Consider the following 23220-nt stretch of genomic DNA (forward strand, 5'->3'; position numbering starts at 1 on the left):
CGGCTGGGGAGCGGGCACGCTCCCCGCCGAACATGGGGTCACCACACGAACGTGACCGGAGCAGGCCGGCGCGCTCCGCCTCCTGCCCTCTGTCGAGACCGACGGCGACGCCCGACAGGGCCACGGATTTCTTCGCTTTGAAGGGGGGCTGGAAATCGGCCGGGGCTCTGCGGTCTCGGGCGCGGTCGTGGTCATGCGGGGTGGTTCCCGGTGCGAGAGCTGCCGATGGGCGCATCATCGGCAGAGACTCCCACGCTGGGAACGGCTGAAAAGGCGGAGATTTGCCGAAGGGATTGGGCAAATCCGCGAACTTTGCGAAGGCCGCACGCCTCCGTCCGGAGACCCGCGCGCCGCCAGGGCAGCCCCCGGAGCGCGCGGTACCGATGTTTCGTTCCGCCTGTTTTCAGGACGCCGCCGTGCCGGGCGCGCGCAGCCGGTCGAAGGCGGCCCAGACGCCATCCGCCCCGTCCCATTGGCCGCTGGTCGCGCCCTTGGAATATTCGGTGGCGCGCTGCTCGAAGAAATTGGCGTGCTCGACCCCGTTCAGGATCTCCACCAGCCAGGGCAGCGGGTGCGGCTTCACCGGCTCGTAGCCGCCGTCCACCGGCTTGAAATAGCCGTAGAGCGTCGGCAGCCGAAGCTGCGTCAGCCGCCAGTCGGCGATGTAATGGACATAGGCGCGGATGTCCTCGGGAGTCATGCCCTCCACCGTGCCCAGGCCGAAGGCCAGCTCGATGAAGCGCTCCTCCAGCCCGACCATGGTCCGGCAGACGTCCAGGATGTCGTCGCGCACCGCGGGTGTCATGGCGCCGGTCTCGCGGTTCCATTCGTGGAACAGCCGGATGATGCCTTCGCAGTGCAGGCTCTCGTCGCGCACCGACCAGGTGACGATCTGGCCCATCCCCTTCATCTTGTTGTGGCGCGGGAAGTTCAGCAGCATGGCGAAGCTGGCGAACAGGGCCATCCCTTCGGTGAAGGCGCCGAACATCGCCAGGGTGCGCGACACGTCGGCCACCGTGCCGACGCCGAAGCTGTGCATGTAGTCGGCCTTGTCGCGCATCTCGGCATAGTCGCGGAAGGCGGCGAACTCGGTCTCCGGCATCCCGATGGTGGTCAGCAGCAGGGCGTAGGCGTCGATGTGCACCGTCTCCATGTTGGTGAAGGCGGCCATCATCATCTGCACCTCCAGCGGCTGGAAGATCGGCATGTAGCGCTTCAGGTAATTGTCGCTGACCTCCACGTCGCTCTGGGTGAAGAAGCGGAAGATCTGGGTCAGCAGGTTGCGCTCGCCGTCGGTGACGCGGTCGGAGGTCCAGTCCTTGATGTCCTCGCCCAGCGGCACCTCCTCGCCCATCCAGTGGACCTGCTGCTGCTTCTTCCAGTAGGCGTAGGCCCAGGGGTAGCGCGAGACGTTGTAGGCGGCCGAGCCCTGCAACAGGCCGACGCGGCCGGTGCCGATCAGGCTGACCGGGTTGATGTGGAGAAGCGAGCTCATGCGAACGGGTCCGTGATGGCGGGGGAGCGGGCGGTGGGCGGGAAGGCCGGCGGTCACTGGCAGGTGGTCACTGGCAGGCGAGGCATTCCTCGTAGTCGGTGCGCGGCGCCTGCATCGCGGCCGGTCCCACGGCACGGTCCTTGCCGGCGAAGGCGGCGCGCTGCACCGACTTGGAGCGGCAATAGTAGAGGCTCTTCAGGCCCTTCTCCCAGGCGGTCCAGTGCAGCATGTGCAGGTCCCACTTGTCGATGTCGCCCGGCAGGTAGAGGTTGATCGACTGGCTCTGGCAGATGAAGGGCGTGCGGTCGGCGGCGAACTCGATGATCCAGCGCTGGTCGATCTCGAAGGCGGTGCGGAAGACCGCCTTCTCGTCGTCGGTCAGGATGTCGAGATGCTGGACCGAGCCCTCATGCTCGATGATCGACTGCCAAACCTCCGGCCGGTCGGCGCCCTTGGCGGCCAGCAGCTTTTCCAGATGCGGGTTGCGCACGCTGATCGAGCCGGACAGCGTCTTGTGGGTGTAGACGTTGGCCGGGATCGGCTCGATGCAGGCGCTGGTGCCGCCGCAGATGATGCTGATGGAGGCGGTCGGCGCGATCGCCAGCTTGTGGCTGAAGCGCGCCTTGATCCTGCGCTCGGCGGCGTCCGGGCAGGCGCCGCGCTCCTCGGCCAGCAAGACCGAGGCGGCGTCGGCGTCGCGGCGGATCTTGCGGAAGAAGCGCAGGTTCCACACCTTGGCCATGGCGCTCTCGAAGGGGATGCCGCGCGCCTGGAGGAAGGAGTGGAAGCCCATCACCCCCAGCCCCACCGACCGTTCGCGCATCGCCGAATAGACGGCGTTCTCCATCCCTTCGGGCGCTTCCTCGATGAAGCGGGTCAAGACGTTGTCGAGGAAGCGCAGCACGTCCTCGACCAGCCCCTCCTCACCGTTCCAGTCATCCCAGGTCTCCAGGTTCATCGAGGCGAGGCAGCACACCGCCGTGCGCTCGTTGCCCAGATGGTCCTTGCCGGTCGGCAGGGTGATCTCGCTGCACAGGTTGGAGGTGGAGACGCGCAGGCCGAGGTCGCGCTGGTGCTTGGGCAGGGCGCGGTTCACCGTGTCGCCGAACAGCAGGTACGGCTCGCCGGTCTGCATGCGGGCTTCCAGGATCTTCTGCCAGACCTGACGGGCGTTGACGTGCCTCAGGACGGCGCCGGTCCTGGGGCTGATCAGCGGAAAGGGCCTGTCGTCGCGCACCGCCTCCATGAAGGCGTCGGTGATGATGACGGCGTGGTGCAGGTTCAGGCTCTTGCGGTTGAAGTCGCCCGAGGATTTGCGGATCTCCAGGAACTCCTCGATCTCCGGATGGTGGATGTCGAGATAGACGGCGGCGGAGCCGCGCCGCAGGGAGCCCTGGCTGATCGCCAGCGTCAGGCTGTCCATCACGCGGATGAAGGGAATGATGCCCGACGTGCTGCCGCAGCCTTTCACCGGCTCGCCGATGGAGCGCACGCCGCCCCAATAGGTGCCGATGCCGCCGCCGTTGGAGGCCAGCCGGACGTTCTCGTTCCAGATGTCGACGATCCCGTCGAGCGAATCGGGCACCGCGTTGAGGAAGCAGGAGATCGGCAGGCCGCGCGTGGTGCCGCCGTTGCTGAGAACCGGCGTGGCCGGCATGAACCACAGGCGGGAGATCGCGTCGTACAGGCGCTGGGCGTGCGCGGCGTCGTCGGCGTAGGCCGCGGCGACGCGGGCGAACAGGTCCTGGTAGCTTTCCCCCAGCAACAGGTAGCGGTCGTCCAGCGTCGCCTTGCCGAAGGCGGTCAGCAGGGCGTCCCGGCTGCGGTCGATGCGGATGGCGGAGGGATCCGGCGGCGTCCAGCGCTCCGCCGGGGCGCGGCCGCCGGACCGCTCGGGCGTCCGCCGGGGCAGCGCCAGCAGGTTTCCGTGACGGTCGAAGCCGTTGGCGAGGTCCTGGGTGAAATCCTGGGCGAGGTCCTGAGCGAGCGCCGGCATCCGTGATCCCTTGTGCTTGTGCGGCTTCTTGTGCGGCGGGAGGGCACGGGAGCACGACTTGCGGAAGCGCGGACGGAAACGCCGCGCGGGGGCAAGCGTACCACCGGGACACCCCGCCCGTGGACGTTCATTCGGTTACGGCAGGTCTCCTGGCTCACGGGTCGTTGCGGCTCCGTCCGGCCTTCCCGGCGCCGTCGTCCCGAACCGGGATGGGCACCAGTGACGCTGAAACGACGCAGCCGCTCTCCGCTCACAGTTGCGGGGGCAGCGCCGGCCTTGCCGCGATCCACCGTTTGGGGTGGCGACGCACCGGCTTCCCTCTTAGCCCTAGATATTGGATATCCAGAGAACCGTAACGCAAGATGGAGTAGCGGGAAGCCCGCAGCCTGTCAAGCCATACGGATGCGACGGGGTCCCCCCGTTCACGCGCCGTCAGGCCGAAGCGTTCCTCCAGGCACCGCCGAGGCGTCGGGCGCCTCGGAGCCGGCCCGCGCCATGCACCTGACCGCCCGCACGGCGCGGCGCATCATGGCGCGGCGCGATCCTTGGGTGAACACGCTGCGCACCACGGTGGCCGGATTGGTCGCCGGGGTCGGCGGAGCAGACGCGGTGGCGGTGCTGCCCTTCGACGCGGCGCTGGGCGAATCCGATGACGTCGCCGGCCACAGGTCGAGATCCGGCACCGCGGATTTGCCCGGCCCGTCACCGTGGTCCTTGGGCTTCTCCGACCAGCCAGTCGACGAAGCCGGCGACCAGGTTTCCGGCATCGGCCTGACGGGGAACAAGCGCGACGTACCCCGTCCTCGGAACCCGGATCTCTGGCAGCGGCGTCATCAGCCGTCCGCCGGCAACGTCGATCTCCAGCATCGGCAGGGGGCCGATCCCGATGCCAAGCCCGTCTTCCACCGCCTGACGGGTTACGAAAAAGTGATCGAACATCTGGCGGGGAAGCCCGGCAAGGTGCTGGAGCCCGGCCGCATCGAGCCAGCTCGCCCAGTCGCCGGCCCGGGTTTCGCTTGCAAGCAGGCTATGCCCCTCGATGTCGGCGGGCTTCAGGATCGGCCGTTGCGCGAACAGCGCCGGGCTCATGATCAGCGTGTCCACGTCATCCAGCACCGGGACGATACGATGCTGAGGCCACACATGCTCCCGGGCAACGCCGCGCCGGATCGCCACGTCGACACCCCCGCGCAATTCCTCGAGCACGGTGGAAACCGTCGTAACCGCGACTTCGACATGCGGATGGTCGGCGTGGTAGCGATTGAGACGCGGGATCAGCCAGCGCATCGCGAAGCTGGTCGGAGCGCTTACACGCAGGATGCGGCGCGCGTTGGGCCGGCCACACGCTTGCGCCGCGACAGCCAGGCGATCGAAGGAAAGACCGACCTCGGCGGCGAAGATCCTCGCCATCGGCGTCGCGACCATGCGGCGCCCCTCCTTCATGAAAAGCCTCTGCCCGAGCCAGCTTTCAAGCGCGGCGATCTGCCGGCTTACCGCGCCGTGGGTAAGGCCGAGTTCGGTTCCGGCTTCGGCATAGCTGCCGGTCCGGGCCGCGACCTCGAAAATGCGCAGGGCGTTCAAGGGGGGAAGGCGGCGCATCGGCGATCCGTGAGAAAAACGAACGTTATCCGTGATTCAAAGCATACTAGTCGATGAAACAACACACGTATACCATGCCTTCGGTACGGACCCAGCCGGGCAATGCCCGTTGTGCCTCCGAGGAACCCGTTAAAGATGAAATCGAAAGACTGGTGGGATCAGAAAAAGAAAAGCCTGACAGGCGCATGCCTCGCCCACGCGCTGCATGATGGGTATACCGACGCTCTCTACGTCTTTCTGCCGGTGTGGCAGGCGCAATTCGGCCTTTCCTATGCCTCTCTAGCCATTCTTCGCGCCCTCTATTCAGGCACGATGGGAGGTCTGCAAATCCCGGCCGACCGGGTTCTCCGCGGCCTGTCGCCGCGCGCGGCGCTGATCCTGTCGACGGTCCTCGCACTGACGGGCTTGCTGATCATGGCATCGCCGTTCGGCTTTGCGGGGCTTTGCATCGGCCTCATCGTGGCCGGCATCGGATCGAGCATCCAGCACCCGTGTGGTTCGATGCTCGTCACCGTAAGTTATGGCCTGGCATCGCGGCATCCGCTCGGCATCTACAATTTTTCGGGCGATCTTGGAAAAGCCGCGTTGCCCGCGCTCGTCGCGGTGCTGTTGCCCCTTCTCGGCTGGCAGCCGGTGCTGGGGCTGATGGCGGTCTTTGGGATCGCCCTGTCGGTCGCCCTGGTGCCGCTGGTGCCGGCGACCCCAATGGCCAGGAGCGCCTCCGCCAGGACGGCTTCCGGCCGGGGCCGCGGCGGCTTCGGCATTCTGACGACGATCGGCGCGCTCGATACGGCGACCCGCATGGGCTATTTGCTCTTTCTGCCCTTCCTCATCCATGGGCAGGGCGGGGACACGGCGACGGTCGGGCTCGCCCTTGCCCTGCTGTTCGTCGGCGGCGCGTTCGGAAAGGCGACGTGCAGCCGGCTTGGGGAGCGGCTGGGTGTCGTCGGCAGCGTCATGGTGACGGAAGCCGCCACCGCCTTGCTGATCGCGGCGACGCTGTTCACGTCGCTGACGCCTACGCTCATCCTGCTGCCGTTGCTCGGCATCGTGCTCAACGGCACCTCCTCGGTGCTCTACGGCACCGTGCCGGAGCTTTCCGACGGCGATACGGGCCGGGCCTTCGCGGTCTTCTACACGAGCGTTATCGGGTCCGGAGGCCTGGCACCGGTCCTCTACGGCGCGATTGCCGACCACAGCACCCAGACGATCGGCGTGCTGGCCTCGGCGGCGACCGCCGCTCTGATCGTTCCGCTCGTCCTGACGCTGAGGCCGCATCTGAGCGGCTCCACCGCGGGACCGCAAGAGCGGCCCGGCTTCTCCCGACACCGCATGCTGAGGTGGATCGGCCAGGGCCGGCAATGAGCCGCCGGCATTTCACCCCCAAGATAAGGTTCATCCAATGAACACCGTCTCTCAGGCCCCGCTGATTCTGATAACGGGTGGCGGGCGTGGCATGGGCGCGGCGACCGCAAGGCTTGCCGCCGCACAGGGCTACGACGTCGCCATCAGCTTCGTCGCCAACGAGCCCGCCGCCCTTGCGGTTGCGGCGGATGTGGAAGCTCTGGGGCGCCGGGCCTTGCCTGTGCGCGCCGACAGCGCGGATCCGGCGCAGGTCGCCCAGCTGTTCGCCGCGATCGACCGGGAGTTCGGCCGGATCGACGTCCTGGTCAACAACGCCGCCGTGCTCGCCCGGCAGTCCCGGACCGAGGATCTCGGCTTCGAGCGGATGCAGCGCATTTTCGCGGTCAACGCGATCGGCCCGATCCTCTGCGCGCAGCAGGCCGCGAAGCGCATGTCCTATCGCCACAACGGGCGGGGCGGCGTGGTGATCAACATCTCATCGGCATCGGCCCGGCTCGGCAGTCCGAACGAATATGTCGATTACGCCGCCTCGAAGGGGGCCCTTGAAACCTTCACGACCGGCTTCGCCAAGGAGGTCGCGCGGGATGGCATCCGCGTCAACTGCATCCGTCCCGGCCACATCTACACGGACATGCATGCGAGCGGCGGAGAACCGGGCCGGGTGGATCGCGTCAAGGATTCGATCCCCATGGGGCGAGGCGGTCAGCCGGAGGAGGTCGCGCGGGCGATCCTCTGGCTGGCAAGCGCCGAGGCTTCCTTCATCACCGGCACGTTCCTCGATGTCACCGGGGGAAAGTGAGCAGCGGGATTGGCTTCGACCGTCTCGTCACCTTCGCGCAGTTTGGAACAGTATGGCTTCGGCGAGGATGACGGGGAGGCTCCATGACCTGCTGATTGCGGCTCCGCCCCGGCTTGAAGGTTGCACAAACCACCATTCCGCGGCAGCGCAGCCGCCGGCCTTCACGATCTGCGGGCATCGACAGCCCTCATCCAATCATGGGTGCTGGCTGGGAGGACAGAGGGAAGTCCCCGCGCGCGGGCACGATCCAACAGATTTTTGACCGACGCCGCCCAGGTCTGTCCACCACGGGGCGTTGTCTCCCACATTGCCTTCAACGCCTTCAACGGGGCGCCGAACGTCCGCCCGGACGCCGGGCATTTTTCCCCATATTTTTCTTGTGGTTATATATTAAACATATATAGCGCCCGCTGACAGACCCCAGCATGCGCTGTGTCCAATCAAATATAGAGAATGGGAGATGGCCTTATCGGCTTTCCTGTAACGGAGTCCGCGATGAGACTGCGCGCTTTGGCTTTGCTGGCGATGGGCATCCTTCCGGGTGCGCTGCGCGCGGAACGCCTGGAATCGAGCCTGCTCGTCCTGACCAGCTACCCCGACGAACTGGTCACGCGGTTCGAAGCGGCCTTCGAGCGGCCGGATGCCGGCACAGGACGTGGCCGGGAATCGCGATAGCGCCGCCCAAGCCGGTCACCGTCGAGGTGCCGGTGCTGTTCGCCGTGTCGGTCCGGTGAGGCGTCCGCCCGGCCGCGCCGCAAAGGCCGGACGTCACTGATACTTGGCGTAGACCCAGAGCACGCGCGCGTCCCCGTCCCCTTCCGAAACCCAGAGATGGGGGGTGCTGGCGTCGTAATACATGGAATCCCCGGCTTCCAGCCGCAGCGGCTCGTAGATCTGGCTGTGCACGATCAAGGTGCCGGAGACGACGTGCAGGAACAGCTCCGCATCGTATTTGGCCCATTCCGGATAGGCGTCGAGGGAGCGGGCGACGACGGTGGTCATGATCGGGGTCATGACCTTGTTCGTCAGGTCCGGGCAGAGCCAGGCGTTGTTGCAGGTCCCGGTCGGGAAGGGGCGGCCCTGCCCGGATCGCGTCACCGAGCGGCGGCCGGCGACGCGCAGCGCCGGGGTCGGCCCGCCGATGATCGCCGCCGCGTCCATCTCGAAGCCGGCGGCGATCTTCAGGAGGGTGGTGACGGTCGGCGACAGTTCGTTCCGCTCGATCTTGGACAGGGTGGACACCCCGACCCCGGTGCGGTCGGCCGCCTGCTGGAGCGTCAGCCCCAGCCGCTTGCGCAGATTCTTCAGCCGGACGCCGAGGTCCAACTCCCCGTCGGCCCCGCTCTGGGAAGAGGAGGGGGAGGCCGCGTCGGGCCGGTCAATCACATCCATTGCGTCGTCCGCCGCCTGTCTCGTCGCGATTCGTCGTACATGCTTGGTCGTCAGGGCGGGCCGCTTCATTGAGGGTCCTCGAACACCAGAACCTTTCCAGGATTCATCATATGGTCGGGGTCCAGCAACGCTTTGATCTGCGTCATCAGCCGGTAGCGCGCCGGGTCGATGGAGCGGGCGAGCCGTTTGCGGTTGCTGAGGCCGATCCCGTGCTCCGCGCTGATCGAACCATCGCAGGTGAGCGTCGCGGTGTCGACGATCTCGTTGACCCGCTCCGCCGTCTCCTCGAAATCGGCGCGGGACGGGAAGGCGTCGTGGTCGAAATGGATCACCGCGTGCAGGTTGCCGTCGCCGACATGGCCGACGAACAGCAGCCGCGCCTGCGGGAAGGCGGCGCGGACGCCGCGCTCCGTTTCCGCCGCGAAGTCGCCCAGCCGGTCGAGCGGCACCACGGTGTCGTAGGAGACGCTGATTCCGGCAACCTTGTTCGCCTCCGACACCGAATGGCGCAGGCGCCACAGCGCCTCGCGCTGCGCGCCGCTCTTCGGGATCACGGCGTCGGCGACGAGGCCGCGCTCCAGCGCGTCGGCAAGACAGTCCTCCAGGATGGCGGCCAGATCCATGGCGGCGAAGCTGTCCTCCGCCTCGATCAGCACGTACCAGGGGTGCGGCTCGGCGAAGGGCAGGGTGCAGCCGGGAATGTGGTCGAGCACGAGCTGCATCTGGGAGTGTGACATCACCTCGTAGGCGCTGACCCGGTCGCCGAGGCGGGAGCGGACGGCGGCCAGCAACTCCAGCGCCTGGTCGAGATGCCCGGCGCCGGCCATGGCGGTGGCGCTCGCCTGCGGCTGCGGGAACAGCTTCAGCACCGCCGCCGTGATGATCCCCAGCGTGCCTTCCGCCCCGATGAACAGGTGGCGCACGGCGTAGCCGCTGTTGTCCTTGCGCAGCCGCTTCAGGTCGTTCATCACCGAGCCGTCGGGAAGCACCACCTCCAGCCCCAGCACCATGTCGCGCATCGGGCCGTAGCGCAGCACCGCCGTGCCGCCGGCGTTGGTCGCGATGTTGCCGCCGATCTGGCAGCTCCCCTCCGCCCCCAGGCTGAGCGGAAGGAGGCGCCCGGCCTCCTGCGCGCGGGCCTGCAGGTCGGCCAGGATGCAGCCGGCCTCCACCGTCATGGTGTTGTCCAGCGCGCTGACCTGCCGGACCCGGTTCAGCCGGTCGAGCCGCAGCACCACCGCCTCGTCCGAGAAGGGCGTGGCGCCGCCGCACATCCCGGTGTTGCCGCCCTGCGGCACGATCTTGCCGCCATGCTCGCGCACCAGCAGGACGGTCGCCGCCACCTGCTCCGTGTCCGCCGGATAGACGGCGCACAGCGCCGTGCCCTGGTAGCGGCCCCGCCAGTCGCGGGTCAGCGGTTCGAGGTCCGTCGCCTGCGTGACCACATGGCGCTCCCCCAGGAGCGTACGCAACGACGTCAGCAGAGCCTGTGGGTCACGCATCGGGCAGGTCCTTGTGGCTTCGGGGCCGGAGGAGGGGCGCCGGGGTGGAGATCGGTGAGGCGGACAATCGGCCGGGACGATCGGACGTTGACGATACTGTTTGACCATGTCTAGCATACGAAAAATTGTTCCCGAAAAGATAATTTTTGTCGGAGCAGCACCCAATGGGCATACCCTGCGAATCGTGCGAGGCACGCGTCCTCCCCAGGAAACCGGGGACATGGCGGTGACCGCGTCGCTCAACATCGCCGACGCCCGGCAACGGGCACGGTCCCGCCTGCCGCGCGGCCTGTTCGAGTACATCGACCGCGGCACCGAGGACGAAACCGGCATCGCGACGAGCAAAACGGCGCTCGACGGCCTCGTCTTCAAGCCGCGCGTGCTGGTGGACGTGTCGAAACGCGACGCCGCCACCCGCCTGTTCGGGGTGAGCCAGCCCATGCCGCTGGTCGTGGCGCCCACCGCCGTGGCCGGGCTGGTCTGGTACGACGGCGAGGTCGAACTGGCCAAGGCCGCCGCCGCGGTCGGCATTCCCTTCTGCGTCTCCACCCAGTCCATCACCTCCGTCGAGCGGATCGCCGGGGAATCCGGGGCGCGGCTGTGGTTCCAGCTCTATGTCTGGCGCAGCCGCGAGCGCACCCGCGAGCTGGTGCGGCGCGCCGAACGGGCCGGGGCGGAGGCGCTGGTCCTGACCGTGGACACGGCGGTGACGCCCAACCGCGAATACAACATCCGCAACGGTTTCGGCATTCCGATCAAGCCGTCGCTGCGCGCCGGGCTCGACTGCCTCGCCCACCCGCGCTGGTTCGCCGGTGTGTTCGCCAAGTATCTGCGCAACGGCGGCGTGCCGACCTACGCCCACTATCCCGACGAGTTCCGCACCGCGCTGGGGCGGGTCGCCGTCGGGGAGGAGATCAGCCTTGCCCAGGACGTGGGGTGGGATGATGTGCGGAGCCTGCGGGACGCCTGGAAGGGCAAGCTGATTTTGAAGGGCGTGCTGCGCGCCGACGACGCGGAGAAGGCCGCCGAACTCGGGGTGGACGGGATCGTCGTGTCCAACCACGGCGCCCGCAACCTGGACCACGCCATCCACCCCGTGCGCTGCCTCGCGGACATCGCCGAGCGGGTCGGCGACCGGGTGACCGTCCTGGCCGACAGCGGGGTGCGGCGCGGCAGCCACGTCGCCGGCTATCTGGGGCTCGGCGCGCAGGGCGTGCTGCTCGGCCGCGCCGTTCTCTACGGGCTGGCCACCGACGGGGCGGCGGGGGCTCAGGCGGTGCTGGAGATGATCCGGCGCGAGCTTCTGACCACCATGGGTTTCCTCGGCGCCCCGACCGTGGCCGACATCAAGGGGACGGTGGAACGGCCACGTTGACGTGTGTTGGCGCTCCGGATTTTATCGGATCATCACTTTTCTTCCATGAAACGATTTGCTCTTGCAGCAAAAGGAGAAATAGGGTCACATCTCCTTTGTCGGAAGCGGGCGGGGCCGGGTCGAGGTCTCACAAGGGACGCTCCATCGCCCCCGTTCCTTCCGGCCCCGCCCAAGCATTGTTCAGGGCTCGGGTTCAGGCACGGATTTCCGGCGGTGCGCCGGTCTTTGTCGATTTCATCGGACTTGTTTCTTCGCGCTTTTTCCATCGTCCCGAACCGGCTTCCCGCATCGCGGGGGCGAGGCCGCCTTGCGGCCGCAACACACCCTTACGCCACGCCTCAAACGCCACGCTTAGGAAATCCGAGGACCCCATGGCACTCACCCATTCGGAGATCGGCGGCCTCTACAGCGCCATCGTCACGCCGCTGACGGCCGACGGTTCCGTCGACATCGCCGGCCTGAAGCGGCTGGTGCGCCACCAGCTCGACGCCGGGGCGTCCGGCGTCGTGCCGATCGGCGGCACCGGCGAGTATCCCGCCCTGTCGCGGGACGAGCGCAAGCGCGTCGTCGCCGCCTGCGTGGAGGAGGCCGGCGGCAAGCCGGTGATCCCCGGCGTGCTGTCCACCGGCTTCCAGGACGCGGTCGAGGCCGGACGCGACTTCGCCGCCGCCGGGGCCGCCGCGGTGATGACCGTCACCCCCTATTACGCCGCCGGCACCCAGGAGGGCATGCGCGCCTATTTCCGCGCCTACCGCGACGCGGTGGACGTGCCGGTCATGCTCTACCAGATCCCGCGCCGCACCACCGTGGCGGTCACCGCCGAGGGCGTGCAGGCGATGGCGGAGGACGGCTCCATCATCGGCATGAAGTTCTCCTCCTACGACATGCCGGAATTCATCAAGACGATGAAGTACGCCGGCGACAAGATTTCGGTGCTGAGCGGCGAGGAGCCGCTGTTCGCCACCCACGTCGCGCTGGGCGCGCGGGGGGCGTGCTGGCCTCGGCGACCATCTACCCGAAGATCTGGCTGCGCATCTTCGAGTTGGCGCGTGCCGGCAAGCTGAACGAGGCGCTGGCCGAACAGTCCCAGATCGACCCGGTGGTGAATTCCATCTTCCTGGAAACCAACCCCGGCCCGCTGAAGGCCTTCATGGCGATGGCCGGCATGCCGGTCGGCGGGGTGCGCCTGCCGCTGACCGCGCCGACCGCCGAAACCACCGAGAAGCTCCAGGCCGTCGCGCGGCACGCGCGCGACATCGCGCTCGCCTGACGGCCGGAAAGAACACTCCGGGCGCCCCGGCTTCTTTCTCGAGAGCGCCCCAACAACGCGAAGCCGCGGCGGCGGCCGGTCAACGAACACGGAATGGCCTGAACGCACGTAAAGACACACACGTCACGACACATCCGGTCGGACAGCCCGACGGACCACAAGGGAGACGGACATGGTGAATCGCAGGGAACTGGCTGGGTTTCTGGGCGCCGGCGCGGCGGTCGGGGCTTTCGGGGCCACCATGGCGGCGGGCATCGCCCCGGCCGCGGCGCAGGAGGGCGGCAGCTCCTTCGACCGGGTCCTGAAGGCCAAGAAGCTGCGCATCGGCGGCGTGGCGACCGGCGCCCCCTGGATCATGAAGGACCAGACGACCGGCCAATGGTCGGGCCAGTTCTGGGACATCGGCTCGGCGCTCGCCGCCGACATGGACGTCGGCATCGAGGTGGTCGAGACCACCTGGGGCAACGCCATCCTCGACCTCCAGGCCAACAAGATCGACGTCATGTTCGGCATGAACCCGACGCCCAAACGCGCCTTGGCCGTCGACTTCACGGTCCCGGTCTACAACAGCGCCCTGGTCGTCATCGCCAAGCCGGGCTTCGAGCCGAAGAGCTGGGCCGACATGAACAAGCCGGAGGTGAAGATCGCGGTGGACGTCGGTTCCGCACACGATCAGGTGGCCAGCCGCCTCTGCCCGAACGCCCAGATCATCCGCTTCAAGTCGCTGGACGAGGCGACGCTGGCCGTGCGCAGCGGCCGGGCCGACGCCCAGTCGATCTTCTGGATGGGCGGCGTGCGCGCGGTGAAGCGCGACCCGTCGCTGGGCAAGGTGGTGGTGCCGCGCCCGGTCTTCGGTTCCACCTCCAACGCGGCGGTGCGGCGCGAGCCGGACAAGACCCTGCGCGACTTCGTGAACACCTGGATCGTCTACGCCCAGGGCCTGGGCCTGATCCGCGAGGCGGTGGTGAACAGCCTCGCCAAGGTGGACATCGCCATGAGCGACATCCCCGAAGGCATCACCTTTTAAAGGCCCTGTCGACGGATCTGTCGACAGGGCCTGGGTTCCGATGGCGCACGGCGGCCGGCCCCGCGGGGATTCGGCCGCCGTTCCGAAGTTTTGCAAGCAGGCCCGCCATGTACACCTTCAACTTCGAGATGCTCTGGGGATACCGCTGGCTGTTCCTCAACGGCACGCTGGTCACCATTGGCCTGACGGCCGCCGTTGTCGTGCTGGGCCTGCTGCTCGGGCTGGTCGGCGGGCTGGCCCAGCTCTCGCGCTTCGCGGTGCTGCGCTGGATCTCCTGGGCCTACATCGAGCTGTTCCGCTGCACGCCCCTGCTGGTGCAGCTTCTGTGGTTCTACTACGCGCTGCCGATGCTGACCGGCATCCAGATCGACGCGGTGACGGCCTCCGTCCTCACCCTGTCGCTCTACGGCGGGTCCTTCTACGCGGAGGTGATCCGGGGCGGCGTGGTCTCCATCGAGGCGGGACAGACGGAGGCCGGGCTTGCGCTCGGACTGACGCCCGCCAAGGTGATGCGGCGCATCGTGCTGCCCCAGGCGGTCAAGCGCATGATCCCGCCGCTGATGAACCAGTCGATCATCCAATTCAAGAACACCTCGCTGGTCTCGGTGGTGGCGGTGCCCGACCTTCTCTACCAGGGACAGGTCGCCGCGACGGACACCTTCCGCCCGCTGGAGGTCTACACGATCGTCGCGCTGATCTACTTCGTCGTGCTGGTCCCCCTGACGGCCATCGTGAAGCGGGGCGAGAAGCAGCTCCAGACGGGTCATTGAAGGTTCTGGTCACTGATGCTTCCCCGGCGATCCAACGCGAGAGGCCCCTTTCCATGAACACCCCCAAGATCGAAGTCGCCGGGCTGAGGAAGCAGTTCGGCGAACTGGTCGTCCTGCGCGACATCAACCTGAAGATCGACCCCGGCGCCGTTGTCGCCCTGATCGGCCCTTCGGGGTCGGGCAAGTCCACGCTGCTGCGCTGCCTCAACCTGCTGGTGGTGCCGAACGGCGGCCGCATCCGCATCGGCGACGACGCCTTCGACTTCGAAAAGGGCAGGGCGCTGCCCCGGCCCAAGGCGCAGGCGAAGTTCCGCTCCAACACCGGCATGGTGTTCCAGCACTTCAACCTGTTCCCGCACATGACCGTGCTCGGCAACGTGATGGAGGGGCCGGTCTCCGCCAAGAACATGCCGAAGGCGCAGGCCGAGGCGATCGGGCGCCGGCTGCTCGCCAAGGTCGGGCTGGCCGACAAGGCCGACGCCTACCCGGACCGGCTGTCCGGCGGGCAGAAGCAGCGCGTCGCCATCGCCCGCGCGCTCGCCATGGAGCCGGAGGTGATGCTGTTCGACGAGGCGACCTCCGCCCTCGATCCGGAACTGGTGTCGGAGGTGCTGGGGGTGATGCGCGACCTCGCCGCCGAGGGCATGACGATGATCATCGTGACCCATGAGATCGCCTTCGCCCGCGAGGTCGCCGACCGCGTGATCTTCATGCGCGATGGCGTGATCGTGGAGGAGGGGCCGGCGCGCGACGTCATCGACCGGCCGCAGCAGGAGGCCACCCGCGCCTTCCTCAGCCACTTCCACACACGCGGCTGAATCCGGGGCTGAATCCAGGGCTGACCCGGTTTCACTCCTGCTCGGGCAGGCGGAAGGTGGCGACGGCGTCGCGGAACCCCCCCAGGAAATCCTGCGCGAGGGTGGACAGCGACCGCTGCGCCGAATGCAGCACCACCATTTCGAAGGTGATGGCCGGTTCGAAGGGGCGGATGGCGACGCCGCGCCCCGCATACTCCTGCGCCGTGAAGGGGTCGACGATGGAGATTCCCGCCCCGGCGGCGACCATGGCGCAGGCGATCATGGTGAGTTGCGTCTCCACCCGCATGGTCCGGGCGACGCCGTGCTCGGCGAACATCGCGTCGACGGAATAGCGCATCAGCGTGGCGGCGCCGAGCGCGATGAAGGCCTCGCCCGCGAAATCCTCCGGGATGAGCCGCTTGCGCGCGGCCAGCGGGTGGTTGCTCGGCACCACGGCGACCGCCCGCACCCGCGGCATCCGCTCGCACAGCACCGTCGCGTGCTCCACCGCCGACTGGCCGAATCCCAGCTCGCATTGGCCGGCGGCCACCCAATCGAGCACCTGGGGGGAACTGCTGCCCCACAGCGACACGTCCACCCGCGGCCGCTCCTCAAGGAAGCGGGCGACGAAGCGCGGCAGGAAGCCGATGGCCATCGCCGGCATGGCGGCCACCCGCAGCGTGCCCGCCCGCCGCTCCTGGAGGTCGCGCGCCGCCTGCTCGATCCGCTCCAGCCCGACGAAGGACCGCTCCACCTCCTGGTACAGCGACATCGCCTCGCTGGTCGGCGCGATGCGCGAGCCGCGCCGCTCGAACAGCGTCAGCTTCAGCGCGTATTGCAGGTCGGCGATCAGGCGGCTGACCGCCGGCTGGGAGATGTTCAGAAGCTCCGCCGCCGCGGTGATTCCGCCGGTCAGCATGACGGCGCGGAACGCCTCGATCTGGCGGGGATTGAGCATTCCAGAGCGGTCCAAGGGTGTCAGATGCGTTGCAGCATAACATTCGTTTATAGACACCGCCAACAATTCGATTTGACGATTATGCCGACGGGGCGCGACGCTCCGGGGGTGCGACAAAACGCGCAAGCGCTGGGAAACGAACCAGAACAGGAGAGGGACAGATGCGAGCGTTGGTGTACGGCCTGATGGCAACCGCCGCCCTGGGATGCGGTGTCGCGCAGGCGCAGCAGAAGACCCTGTATGTCGCCGCCTACGGCGGGTCCTTCGAGCAGACCATGCGCAAGGACATCATCCCGGCCTTCGAGAGCAAGACGGGCGTGAAGGTCGAGTATGTCGCCGGCAATTCCACCGACAACCTCGCCAAGCTCCAGGCCCAGAAGGGCAACCAGCAGATCGACGTGGTGATCCTGGACGACGGTCCGATGTACCAGGCGGTGGCGCTGGGCTTCTGCGCCGACATCGCCAAGGCGCCGGTCTACGACGACCTCTACGATCTGGCGAAGATTCCCTCGGGCAAGGCGGTCAGCGTCGGCGCGGTCGGCACCGGCATCGTCTACAACAAGAAGGTCTTCGACGAGAACGGCTGGGCCGCCCCCGCCTCCTGGAAGGACATCGAGGACGCCAAGTACCGCAAGAAGCTGGTCATCCCGCCGATCAACAACAGCTACGGCCTGCACGCGCTGGTGATGATGGCGCGGCTCGATGGCGGCGGCGAGAAGAACATCGACCCCGGCTTCAAGGCCTTCAAGGACAAGGTGAACCCGAACGTGCTCGCCTACGAGCCGTCGCCGGGCAAGATGACCGAGCTGTTCCAGAGCGGACAGGCCACCGTCGCCGTCTGGGGCTCGGGCCGCGCCAAGGCGCTGGCCGACACCGGCTTCCCCGCCGCCTTCGTCTACCCGAAGGAGGGCGGCATCGTGCTGGCCTCGGCGGCCTGCGCCATCACCGGCAGCAAGCAGGCGGCGGAAGCCCAGCAGTTCATCCAGCACATGCTGTCGCCCGAGGTGCAGACCGTGATGGCGACCGGCGCCGGCTTCGGCCCGGTGAACAAGACAGTCACCCTGACCGCCGACCAGCAGGTGGGCATCCCCTACGGCCCCGAGCAGATGGGCAAGCTGCTGGTGGTCGACTGGGACACCATCAACGCCAACCGCGAGGTCTGGAACAAGCGCTGGACCCGCGAGATCGAGCGCTGACCGCCGCGTCCGGCCCGCCCCCGCGGCGGGCCGGAGTTTTCCAGGCTCCTTGGTGGGAGACGACGCCATGCCTTACCTTGTCCTCGATCGGCTGACCAAGCGGTTCGGCCCCTGGGTCGCCGTCGACAACCTGTCCCTGACGGTGGAGAAGGGGGAACTGGTCTCGCTGCTCGGCCCGTCGGGCTGCGGCAAGACCACGACGCTCCAGATGATCGCCGGCTTCCTCGACCCCAGCGCCGGGCGCGTCACGCTGGACGGCGCCGACCTTCTGGCGAAGAAGCCCAACGAGCGCGGGCTTGGCATCGTCTTCCAGAGCTACGCCCTGTTCCCCCACATGACGGCGGCGGAGAACGTCGCCTTCGGGCTGGAGATGCGCGGCATCCCGCGCGCCGACCGCGACCGCATGGTGCGCGACGCGCTCCAGCTCGTCGGGCTGGGGGCCTTCGGCGACCGCTACCCGCGGCGCATGTCCGGCGGCCAGCAGCAGCGCGTGGCGCTGGCCCGCGCCATGGTCATCAAGCCGAGCCTGCTGCTGCTCGACGAGCCGCTGTCCAACCTCGACGCCAAGATGCGCGAGGAGATGCAGATCGAGCTGCGGCGCATCCAGCGCAGCGTCGGCACCACCATGATCCTCGTCACCCACGACCAGGCGGAGGCGATGGCCCTGTCCGACCGGGTGGTCATCATGAACAAGGGCCGGGTCGAGCAAGTCGCGGCCCCGCAGGACGCCTACGACAACCCGGCCAGCGCCTTCGTCGCCAACTTCCTCGGCCGCACCAACCTGCTCCAGGGCACGGTGCGCCGCGACGGCGCCGGGCGGCGGATCGACGTGGCCGGCACCGCGTGGCCGGTCGCGGCGGAGCTGCCGGACGGCCCCGGCCTGCTGACGGTGCGGCCGGAGAAGGTCCGCTTCGTGGACGGCGCCGGCGTGCCGGGCCTCGTCCGGGCGCGGGTCTTCCAGGGCACCCAATGGCTGTTCGACATCCGCACAGAGGCCGGCGACCTAACGGTGATCCGCCAGCACGACGGCCAGACCCTGCCGGCGGAGAACGAGCCGGTCATGGTCGGCTGGCGGGCGGAGGACATGCGCGTGATGGCGGGTGAGGTATGACCGCCGTGGACGCTCACAAATCCATGATGGAGTCTTCGGACGCGGCGCCGGAATCGGCTCTGCCGGACCGGCCGGAGCGCCGCCCGCTGGCGCCCTACCTGCTCAGCCTGCCGGCGCTGGCGCTGTTCGCCGTGCTGCTGCTGGTGCCGCTGGTCATGACCGGGCTCCTGTCGCTGAACAGCTTCGGTTTCTACACGGGCATCCAGGACGTCTGGCAGCTCGGCAACTACATCGACATCGTCACCGACGACTATTTCCACGAGATCTTCCTGCGCACCTTCCGCATCGCCGTGGTGGTGACCCTGCTCTGCGCCGTGCTCGGCGCGCCGGAGGCCTACATCCTGCGCCGCATGCGGTCGCCCTGGCGCGGCCTGTGCCTGCTGGTGGTCCTGGGGCCGCTGCTGATCTCGGTGGTGTCGCGCACGCTCGGCTGGGCGCTGCTGTTCGGCTCCACCGGCATCATCAACACGGGGCTGCTGGCGGTCGGGCTGATCGCGACGCCGATCGAGTTCATGTACACCGAGACCGGCGTCATCATCGCCCTGACCCATGTGCTGGTGCCCTTCATGGTGCTGTCGGTCTGGGCGTCGCTGCAGCGGCTGGACCCGCAGGTCGAGAACGCCGCGCTGTCGCTGGGGGCCAAGCCCTTCACCGTGCTGCGCCGGGTGGTGCTGCCGCAGGTCGTGCCGGGCATCCTGTCGGGCTCGATCATCGTCTTCGCGCTGGCCGCCAGCGCCTTCGCCACCCCGGCGATCATCGGCGGGCGGCGGCTGAAGGTGGCGGCGACGCTGGCCTACGACGAGTTCCTGAACACGCTGAACTGGCCGCTGGGCGCCGCCATCGCGATCCTTCTGCTGCTCGCCAACATCGTGATCATCGTCGGCTGCAACCGGCTGGTCGAACGTCGCTACAAGCAGGTGTTCGAATGAACCGCAACGGCCCCGTCGCCCTGGTCTTCCACACGCTGTTCCTGGCCTTCCTGCTGGCGCCGATCCTGGTCGTCTGCGTGGTCGCCTTCACCTCGCAGGGCTATCTGTCGCTGCCGACCGAGGGGCTGTCGCTGCGCTGGTTCAAGGCCATCGGCGACAACCCGGAATTCGCGCGGGCCTTCCGCGACAGCCTGCTGCTGGGGGCGGTCAGCTCCACCATCGCGGTGGCCTTCTCGGTCCCGGCGGCGCTGGCCATCGCCCGCCACCAGTTCCGCGGGCGCGAGGCGATCACCGCGCTGTTCCTGTCGCCGCTGATGGTGCCGCACATCGTGCTGGGCATCGCCTTCCTGCGCTTCTTCACGCAGATCGGGCTGGGCGGGACCTTCGCCGGGCTGGTGCTGAGCCATGTGGTCATCATCCTGCCCTTCGCGCTGCGGCTGATCCTGGCGGCCTCCACCGGCATGGACCGCTCCATCGAGAACGCCGCGGCCTCGCTCGGCGCCACCTCCTGGACGACCTTCCGGCGGGTGACGCTGCCGCTGATCCTGCCGGGCGTGGCGAGCGGCTGGGTGCTGGCCTTCATCAACAGCTTCGACGAGGTGACGATGACCGTCTTCATCGCCTCGCCCGAGACGACGACGCTGCCGGTGCGTCTCTTCCTCTACATCCAGGACAACATCGACCCGCTGGTCGCCGCGGTGTCCGCCTCGCTGATCTTCATGACGGTGGCGGCGATGCTGGTGCTCGACCGGCTCTACGGGCTTGAGCGGCTGCTGGTCGGCCGCGGACAGGAGTGAGCGTCACCATGACCGAGTTAACGAGGTCCGACTGCGACGTCGCCGTGATCGGCGGTGGGCTGGTCGGGTCGGCCATCGCCTGGGGCCTCGCCCAGCAGGGGCAGACGGTCGCCGTCCTCGACGAGGGGGACGTCGCCGTCCGCCCGTCGCGCGGCAACTTCGCCCTGGTCTGGGTGCAGGGCAAGGGGCTGGGCCTGCCGGAATATGCCGGCTGGACCAAGATGTCCTCCGACACATGGACCGGCTTCGCCGAGCGGCTTCAGGAGCAGACCGGGATCGACGTATGCTACCGCCGGCCGGGCGGCTTCCTGCCCCTGCTGTCGGAGGAGGAGATGGAGCGGCGCGCCGGCCAGCTCCGCCGCCTGCACAACCAGCCGAACGTCGTCCGCTACGACTACGAGATGATGGACCGCGCCGCCGTGGCGAAGGAGATGCCCTTCATCGGCAAGGACGTGGTCGGGGCGAGCTACTGCCCGCTCGACGGCCATTGCAACTCGCTGAAGCTGCTGCGCGCGCTGCACACGGGGATGAGCCTCTCCGGGGTCTCCTATCTGCCGCACCACCGGGTGGAGCGGATCGAGCCGCGCGACGGCGGATTCCGCATGGTCACCGCCTCGGGGGACGAGCTGCGGTCGGGCAAGGTGGTCATCGCCGCCGGCCACGACGCCCGCCGTCTCGCCCCCATGGTCGGGCTCGACGCCCCGGTGCGGCCGGAGCGCGGCCACGTCATCGTGACGGAGAAGACCGCCCCCTTCCTGAACTTCCCGGTCGGCTTCATCCGCCAGACCGACGAGGGCGGGGTCATGATCGGCGACAGCTTCGAGGATGCCGGGCTCGACACCACGGTGCGCAACGGCGTCACCTCGACCATCGCCGACCGCGCGCTGCGCATCTTCCCGCTGCTCGGCAAGCTGAACGTGGTGCGGACCTGGGCGGCGCTGCGCGTGCTGACCCCGGACGGCTTCCCGATCTACGAGCAGTCCACCACCATGCCCGGCGCCTTCGTCGCCACCTGCCACAGTGGCGTGACGCTCGCCGCCAACCACGCGCTGGCGCTGGCGCCGCACATCGCCGCCGGCACCCTGCCCGACGAATTCTCGGCCTTCAGCGCCCGGAGGTTCCATGTTCCAGCGGTTGCCTGACGCGGGCGGAGAGCGCGTCTCCTTCACCATCGACGGCCGCCCGGCCGAGGCGCTGTCCGGCGACAGCGTCGCCGCCGCCCTGATCGCCAACGGGGTCGGCGCCTGCCGCACCACCCCGGTGTCCGGCGCGCCGCGCGGCCCCTACTGCATGATGGGCGTGTGCTTCGACTGTCTGGTGACCATCGACGGCACCGGCAACCAGCAGGGCTGCCAGATCCGCGTGCGCCCCGGCATGCGGGTGGAGACCCAGAACGGCAAGCGGGAGATCGACCGGTGACCGACCTGAAGCCTCGTTACGATCTGGCGGTGATCGGCGCCGGCCCGGCCGGCCTCGCCGCCGCCACGCTGGCCGCCAAGCGCGGCCTGTCCACCGTCCTGCTGGACGAGCAGACGGCCCCCGGCGGCCAGATCTACCGCGCCATCACCCGCTCGCCGGTGAAGAATCCCAGCGTCCTCGGGACCGACTACTGGCACGGCGCCGATCTGGTCGGGCCGTTCCGCGACAGCGGCGCGGATTACCTGCCCGGCACCGCGGTGTGGAGCGTCTCGCGCACGCTCGACATCGGCCTGTCGCGCGATGGTGCTGCGCGCATCCTGCCGGCGCGGCATGTCATCCTGGCGACCGGCGCGCTGGAGCGGCCCTTCCCGATCCCCGGCTGGACGCTGCCGGGCGTGATGGGGGCGGGGGCGGCGCAGATCCTGCTCAAGACCTCCGGCCTCGTCGCCTCGGGCAACGTGGTCATGGCCGGCAGCGGTCCGCTGCTCTGGCTGCTCGCCTGGCAGTATCTGCGGGCCGGCGCGCGCATCGACGCGATCCTCGACACCACGCCGCGGGAGAACTGGCGGCAGGCCATGCCGCACCTGCCGGCCTTCGCCCGCTCAGGCTATGTCGGCAAGGGGCTGAAGCTGCTGCTGGAGGTCCGGCGCAAGGTCAAGGTGATCGGCAACGTCTCCGCCCTGCGCGCCGAGGGCGACGGGCGCGTGCAGACGGTCGTCTATCGCCAGGGCGACGGGGCGGAGCAGCGCCTTCCGGCCGACACGCTCCTGCTGCACCATGGCGTGATCCCCAACATCAACCTCGCCAACGCCATCGGCTGCGCCCAGTCCTGGGACGAGGCGCAGCGCTGCTGGGTGCCGGACGTCGACGGCTGGGGGGCCACGTCGGTGGAGGGCGTCGCCATCGCCGGCGACGGGGCCGGCATCGGAGGCGCGTTGGCGGCGGAGCACCGCGGCCGGCTGACGGCGCTGGACGCTCTGCACCGGCTGGGCGCCATCGACCGCGCCACCCGCGACCGCGACGCCGCCCCGCACCGCGAGGCGCTGGACCGGGCGCTGCGCGGCCGCGACTTCCTCGACGCGCTCTACCGGCCGGGCAAGGAGTTCCGCGTTCCCGCCGACGACACCATCGTCTGCCGCTGCGAGGAGGTGACGGCGGGTCAGGTGCGCGACGCCGTGAAGCTGGGCGTCAGCGGGCCGAACCAGACCAAGTCCTTCCTGCGCTGCGGCATGGGGCCGTGCCAGGGGCGGCTGTGCGGCCCGACCGTGGTCGAGGTCATCGCCGACGCCCGCGGCGTCTCCCCGGCGGAGGTCGGCTATTACCGGCTGCGCCCGCCGGTGAAGCCGATCACGCTGGCCGAACTCGCCTCGCTGCCCAAGGCCGAGGACGAGGTGGCCGCCGTGATGCACCACTGACGGGGCAG

At 68.6% G+C, this 23220-nt stretch carries 20 protein-coding genes, 2 pseudogenes and 1 riboswitch; of the genes and pseudogenes, 16 read left to right on the forward strand and 6 right to left on the reverse strand.

The window, feature by feature from the left end; genetic code table 11:
- Positions 1-403 precede the first annotated feature (403 nt).
- Both D3869_RS31975 and D3869_RS31980 read right to left on the reverse strand, forming a co-directional pair.
- Positions 404-1495, reverse strand: coding sequence for a ribonucleotide-diphosphate reductase subunit beta (locus D3869_RS31975; RefSeq protein WP_137143607.1), 1092 nt, complete (start codon positions 1493-1495; stop codon positions 404-406).
- Between the two features lie 67 nt (positions 1496-1562).
- A complete protein-coding gene (locus tag D3869_RS31980) occupies positions 1563-3491 on the reverse strand; it encodes a ribonucleoside-diphosphate reductase subunit alpha (RefSeq protein ID WP_137143608.1) in 1929 nt (642 codons plus the stop codon).
- Positions 3492-3613: 122 nt separating this feature from the next.
- Positions 3614-3861: riboswitch (cobalamin riboswitch) on the reverse strand.
- 125 nt (positions 3862-3986) lie between these two features.
- Between D3869_RS31980 and D3869_RS31985 the strand changes: the two are divergent.
- Positions 3987-4097: pseudogene (locus D3869_RS31985) on the forward strand (methylmalonyl-CoA mutase family protein); the annotation flags it as partial.
- Between the two features lie 96 nt (positions 4098-4193).
- On the opposite strand, the gene D3869_RS31990 reads toward D3869_RS31985, so the two are convergent.
- The gene (locus D3869_RS31990; RefSeq protein ID WP_137143609.1) at positions 4194-5090 is read right to left on the reverse strand and encodes a LysR substrate-binding domain-containing protein; all 897 of its coding nucleotides are present in this window, start codon (positions 5088-5090) and stop codon (positions 4194-4196) included.
- Positions 5091-5225: 135 nt separating this feature from the next.
- On the opposite strand from D3869_RS31990, the gene D3869_RS31995 reads away from it, so the two are divergent.
- From D3869_RS31995 to D3869_RS32005, 3 genes are all read left to right on the forward strand, one after another.
- The gene (locus D3869_RS31995; protein ID WP_137143610.1) at positions 5226-6455 is read left to right on the forward strand and encodes an MFS transporter; all 1230 of its coding nucleotides are present in this window, start codon (positions 5226-5228) and stop codon (positions 6453-6455) included.
- A gap of 37 nt (positions 6456-6492) precedes the next feature.
- The gene (locus tag D3869_RS32000) at positions 6493-7254 is read left to right on the forward strand and encodes an SDR family oxidoreductase (RefSeq protein ID WP_137143611.1); all 762 of its coding nucleotides are present in this window, start codon (positions 6493-6495) and stop codon (positions 7252-7254) included.
- A gap of 495 nt (positions 7255-7749) precedes the next feature.
- Positions 7750-7929 carry a hypothetical protein gene (locus D3869_RS32005; RefSeq protein WP_175426701.1) on the forward strand — a complete coding sequence of 60 codons (180 nt, stop codon included), beginning with the start codon at positions 7750-7752 and terminating at the stop codon, positions 7927-7929.
- Positions 7930-8022: 93 nt separating this feature from the next.
- Here D3869_RS32005 and D3869_RS32010 read toward each other — a convergent pair whose 3' ends face one another.
- Positions 8023-8646 carry a helix-turn-helix domain-containing protein gene (locus tag D3869_RS32010; protein ID WP_247896092.1) on the reverse strand — a complete coding sequence of 208 codons (624 nt, stop codon included), beginning with the start codon at positions 8644-8646 and terminating at the stop codon, positions 8023-8025.
- A gap of 65 nt (positions 8647-8711) precedes the next feature.
- Positions 8712-10148 (reverse strand): FAD-binding oxidoreductase, encoded by a 1437-nt coding sequence (locus D3869_RS32015; RefSeq protein ID WP_137143613.1) that lies wholly within the window; start codon positions 10146-10148, stop codon positions 8712-8714.
- 220 nt (positions 10149-10368) lie between these two features.
- Here D3869_RS32015 and D3869_RS32020 point away from each other — a divergent pair, with 220 nt between their 5' ends.
- From D3869_RS32020 to D3869_RS32040, 5 genes and pseudogenes are all read left to right on the forward strand, one after another.
- The gene (locus D3869_RS32020) at positions 10369-11523 is read left to right on the forward strand and encodes an alpha-hydroxy acid oxidase (RefSeq protein WP_137143614.1); all 1155 of its coding nucleotides are present in this window, start codon (positions 10369-10371) and stop codon (positions 11521-11523) included.
- Positions 11524-11894: 371 nt separating this feature from the next.
- Positions 11895-12793: pseudogene (gene dapA / locus D3869_RS32025) on the forward strand (4-hydroxy-tetrahydrodipicolinate synthase).
- A 172-nt stretch (positions 12794-12965) separates the two neighbouring features.
- A complete protein-coding gene (locus D3869_RS32030; RefSeq protein ID WP_137143615.1) occupies positions 12966-13820 on the forward strand; it encodes a transporter substrate-binding domain-containing protein in 855 nt (284 codons plus the stop codon).
- A gap of 107 nt (positions 13821-13927) precedes the next feature.
- Positions 13928-14590: an amino acid ABC transporter permease gene (locus D3869_RS32035; protein ID WP_137143616.1), complete on the forward strand. Its 663-nt coding sequence runs from the start codon at positions 13928-13930 to the stop codon at positions 14588-14590.
- Between the two features lie 53 nt (positions 14591-14643).
- Positions 14644-15408, forward strand: a complete 765-nt coding sequence (locus tag D3869_RS32040; protein ID WP_137143617.1) for an amino acid ABC transporter ATP-binding protein — start codon at positions 14644-14646, stop codon at positions 15406-15408.
- 31 nt (positions 15409-15439) lie between these two features.
- On the opposite strand, the gene D3869_RS32045 is transcribed toward D3869_RS32040, so the two are convergent.
- A complete protein-coding gene (locus D3869_RS32045) occupies positions 15440-16345 on the reverse strand; it encodes a LysR substrate-binding domain-containing protein (protein ID WP_137143618.1) in 906 nt (301 codons plus the stop codon).
- 161 nt (positions 16346-16506) lie between these two features.
- Between D3869_RS32045 and D3869_RS32050 the strand changes: the two genes are divergently transcribed.
- The 7 genes from D3869_RS32050 (at position 16507) to D3869_RS32080 (ending at position 23212) form a co-directional block, all read left to right on the forward strand.
- Positions 16507-17541 carry an ABC transporter substrate-binding protein gene (locus D3869_RS32050; protein ID WP_137143619.1) on the forward strand — a complete coding sequence of 345 codons (1035 nt, stop codon included), beginning with the start codon at positions 16507-16509 and terminating at the stop codon, positions 17539-17541.
- Between the two features lie 67 nt (positions 17542-17608).
- A complete protein-coding gene (locus D3869_RS32055) occupies positions 17609-18652 on the forward strand; it encodes an ABC transporter ATP-binding protein (RefSeq protein ID WP_137143620.1) in 1044 nt (347 codons plus the stop codon).
- A gap of 26 nt (positions 18653-18678) precedes the next feature.
- Positions 18679-19581 (forward strand): ABC transporter permease, encoded by a 903-nt coding sequence (locus tag D3869_RS32060; protein ID WP_247896116.1) that lies wholly within the window; start codon positions 18679-18681, stop codon positions 19579-19581.
- Positions 19578-20378, forward strand: a complete 801-nt coding sequence (locus D3869_RS32065) for an ABC transporter permease (RefSeq protein WP_040137502.1) — start codon at positions 19578-19580, stop codon at positions 20376-20378. Before D3869_RS32060 ends, D3869_RS32065 begins: the two co-directional genes overlap by 4 nt.
- An 8-nt stretch (positions 20379-20386) precedes the next feature.
- On the forward strand, positions 20387-21520 hold the full coding sequence (locus D3869_RS32070; RefSeq protein ID WP_137143622.1) for an NAD(P)/FAD-dependent oxidoreductase: 1134 nt from the start codon (positions 20387-20389) through the stop codon (positions 21518-21520).
- Positions 21501-21797, forward strand: a complete 297-nt coding sequence (locus tag D3869_RS32075) for a (2Fe-2S)-binding protein (protein WP_035681439.1) — start codon at positions 21501-21503, stop codon at positions 21795-21797. The genes D3869_RS32070 and D3869_RS32075 overlap by 20 nt, the downstream gene beginning before the upstream one ends.
- 5 nt (positions 21798-21802) lie before the next feature.
- Positions 21803-23212 carry an NAD(P)/FAD-dependent oxidoreductase gene (locus D3869_RS32080; protein ID WP_137143669.1) on the forward strand — a complete coding sequence of 470 codons (1410 nt, stop codon included), beginning with the start codon at positions 21803-21805 and terminating at the stop codon, positions 23210-23212.
- Positions 23213-23220: the final 8 nt, after the last annotated feature.

It is taken from the genome of Azospirillum brasilense (assembly GCF_005222205.1).
In the GTDB taxonomy this organism is placed as follows: domain Bacteria; phylum Pseudomonadota; class Alphaproteobacteria; order Azospirillales; family Azospirillaceae; genus Azospirillum; species Azospirillum brasilense_G.

Coding starts and splice junctions, on each gene's coding strand:
- D3869_RS32055 (WP_137143620.1), top strand. CDS start 17,609: ATGCCTTACCTTGTCCTCGATCGGCTGACCAAGCGGTTCGGCCCCTGG.
- D3869_RS32075 (WP_035681439.1), top strand. CDS start 21,501: ATGTTCCAGCGGTTGCCTGACGCGGGCGGAGAGCGCGTCTCCTTCACC.
- D3869_RS32015 (WP_137143613.1), bottom strand. CDS start 10,148: ATGCGTGACCCACAGGCTCTGCTGACGTCGTTGCGTACGCTCCTGGGG.
- D3869_RS31995 (WP_137143610.1), top strand. CDS start 5,226: ATGAAATCGAAAGACTGGTGGGATCAGAAAAAGAAAAGCCTGACAGGC.
- D3869_RS32070 (WP_137143622.1), top strand. CDS start 20,387: ATGACCGAGTTAACGAGGTCCGACTGCGACGTCGCCGTGATCGGCGGT.
- D3869_RS32040 (WP_137143617.1), top strand. CDS start 14,644: ATGAACACCCCCAAGATCGAAGTCGCCGGGCTGAGGAAGCAGTTCGGC.
- D3869_RS32020 (WP_137143614.1), top strand. CDS start 10,369: ATGGCGGTGACCGCGTCGCTCAACATCGCCGACGCCCGGCAACGGGCA.
- D3869_RS31975 (WP_137143607.1), bottom strand. CDS start 1,495: ATGAGCTCGCTTCTCCACATCAACCCGGTCAGCCTGATCGGCACCGGC.
- D3869_RS32005 (WP_175426701.1), top strand. CDS start 7,750: ATGAGACTGCGCGCTTTGGCTTTGCTGGCGATGGGCATCCTTCCGGGT.
- D3869_RS32030 (WP_137143615.1), top strand. CDS start 12,966: ATGGTGAATCGCAGGGAACTGGCTGGGTTTCTGGGCGCCGGCGCGGCG.
- D3869_RS32045 (WP_137143618.1), bottom strand. CDS start 16,345: ATGCTCAATCCCCGCCAGATCGAGGCGTTCCGCGCCGTCATGCTGACC.
- D3869_RS32050 (WP_137143619.1), top strand. CDS start 16,507: ATGCGAGCGTTGGTGTACGGCCTGATGGCAACCGCCGCCCTGGGATGC.
- D3869_RS31990 (WP_137143609.1), bottom strand. CDS start 5,090: ATGCGCCGCCTTCCCCCCTTGAACGCCCTGCGCATTTTCGAGGTCGCG.
- D3869_RS32065 (WP_040137502.1), top strand. CDS start 19,578: ATGAACCGCAACGGCCCCGTCGCCCTGGTCTTCCACACGCTGTTCCTG.
- D3869_RS32035 (WP_137143616.1), top strand. CDS start 13,928: ATGTACACCTTCAACTTCGAGATGCTCTGGGGATACCGCTGGCTGTTC.
- D3869_RS32060 (WP_247896116.1), top strand. CDS start 18,679: ATGGAGTCTTCGGACGCGGCGCCGGAATCGGCTCTGCCGGACCGGCCG.
- D3869_RS31980 (WP_137143608.1), bottom strand. CDS start 3,491: ATGCCGGCGCTCGCTCAGGACCTCGCCCAGGATTTCACCCAGGACCTC.
- D3869_RS32010 (WP_247896092.1), bottom strand. CDS start 8,646: ATGGATGTGATTGACCGGCCCGACGCGGCCTCCCCCTCCTCTTCCCAG.
- D3869_RS32000 (WP_137143611.1), top strand. CDS start 6,493: ATGAACACCGTCTCTCAGGCCCCGCTGATTCTGATAACGGGTGGCGGG.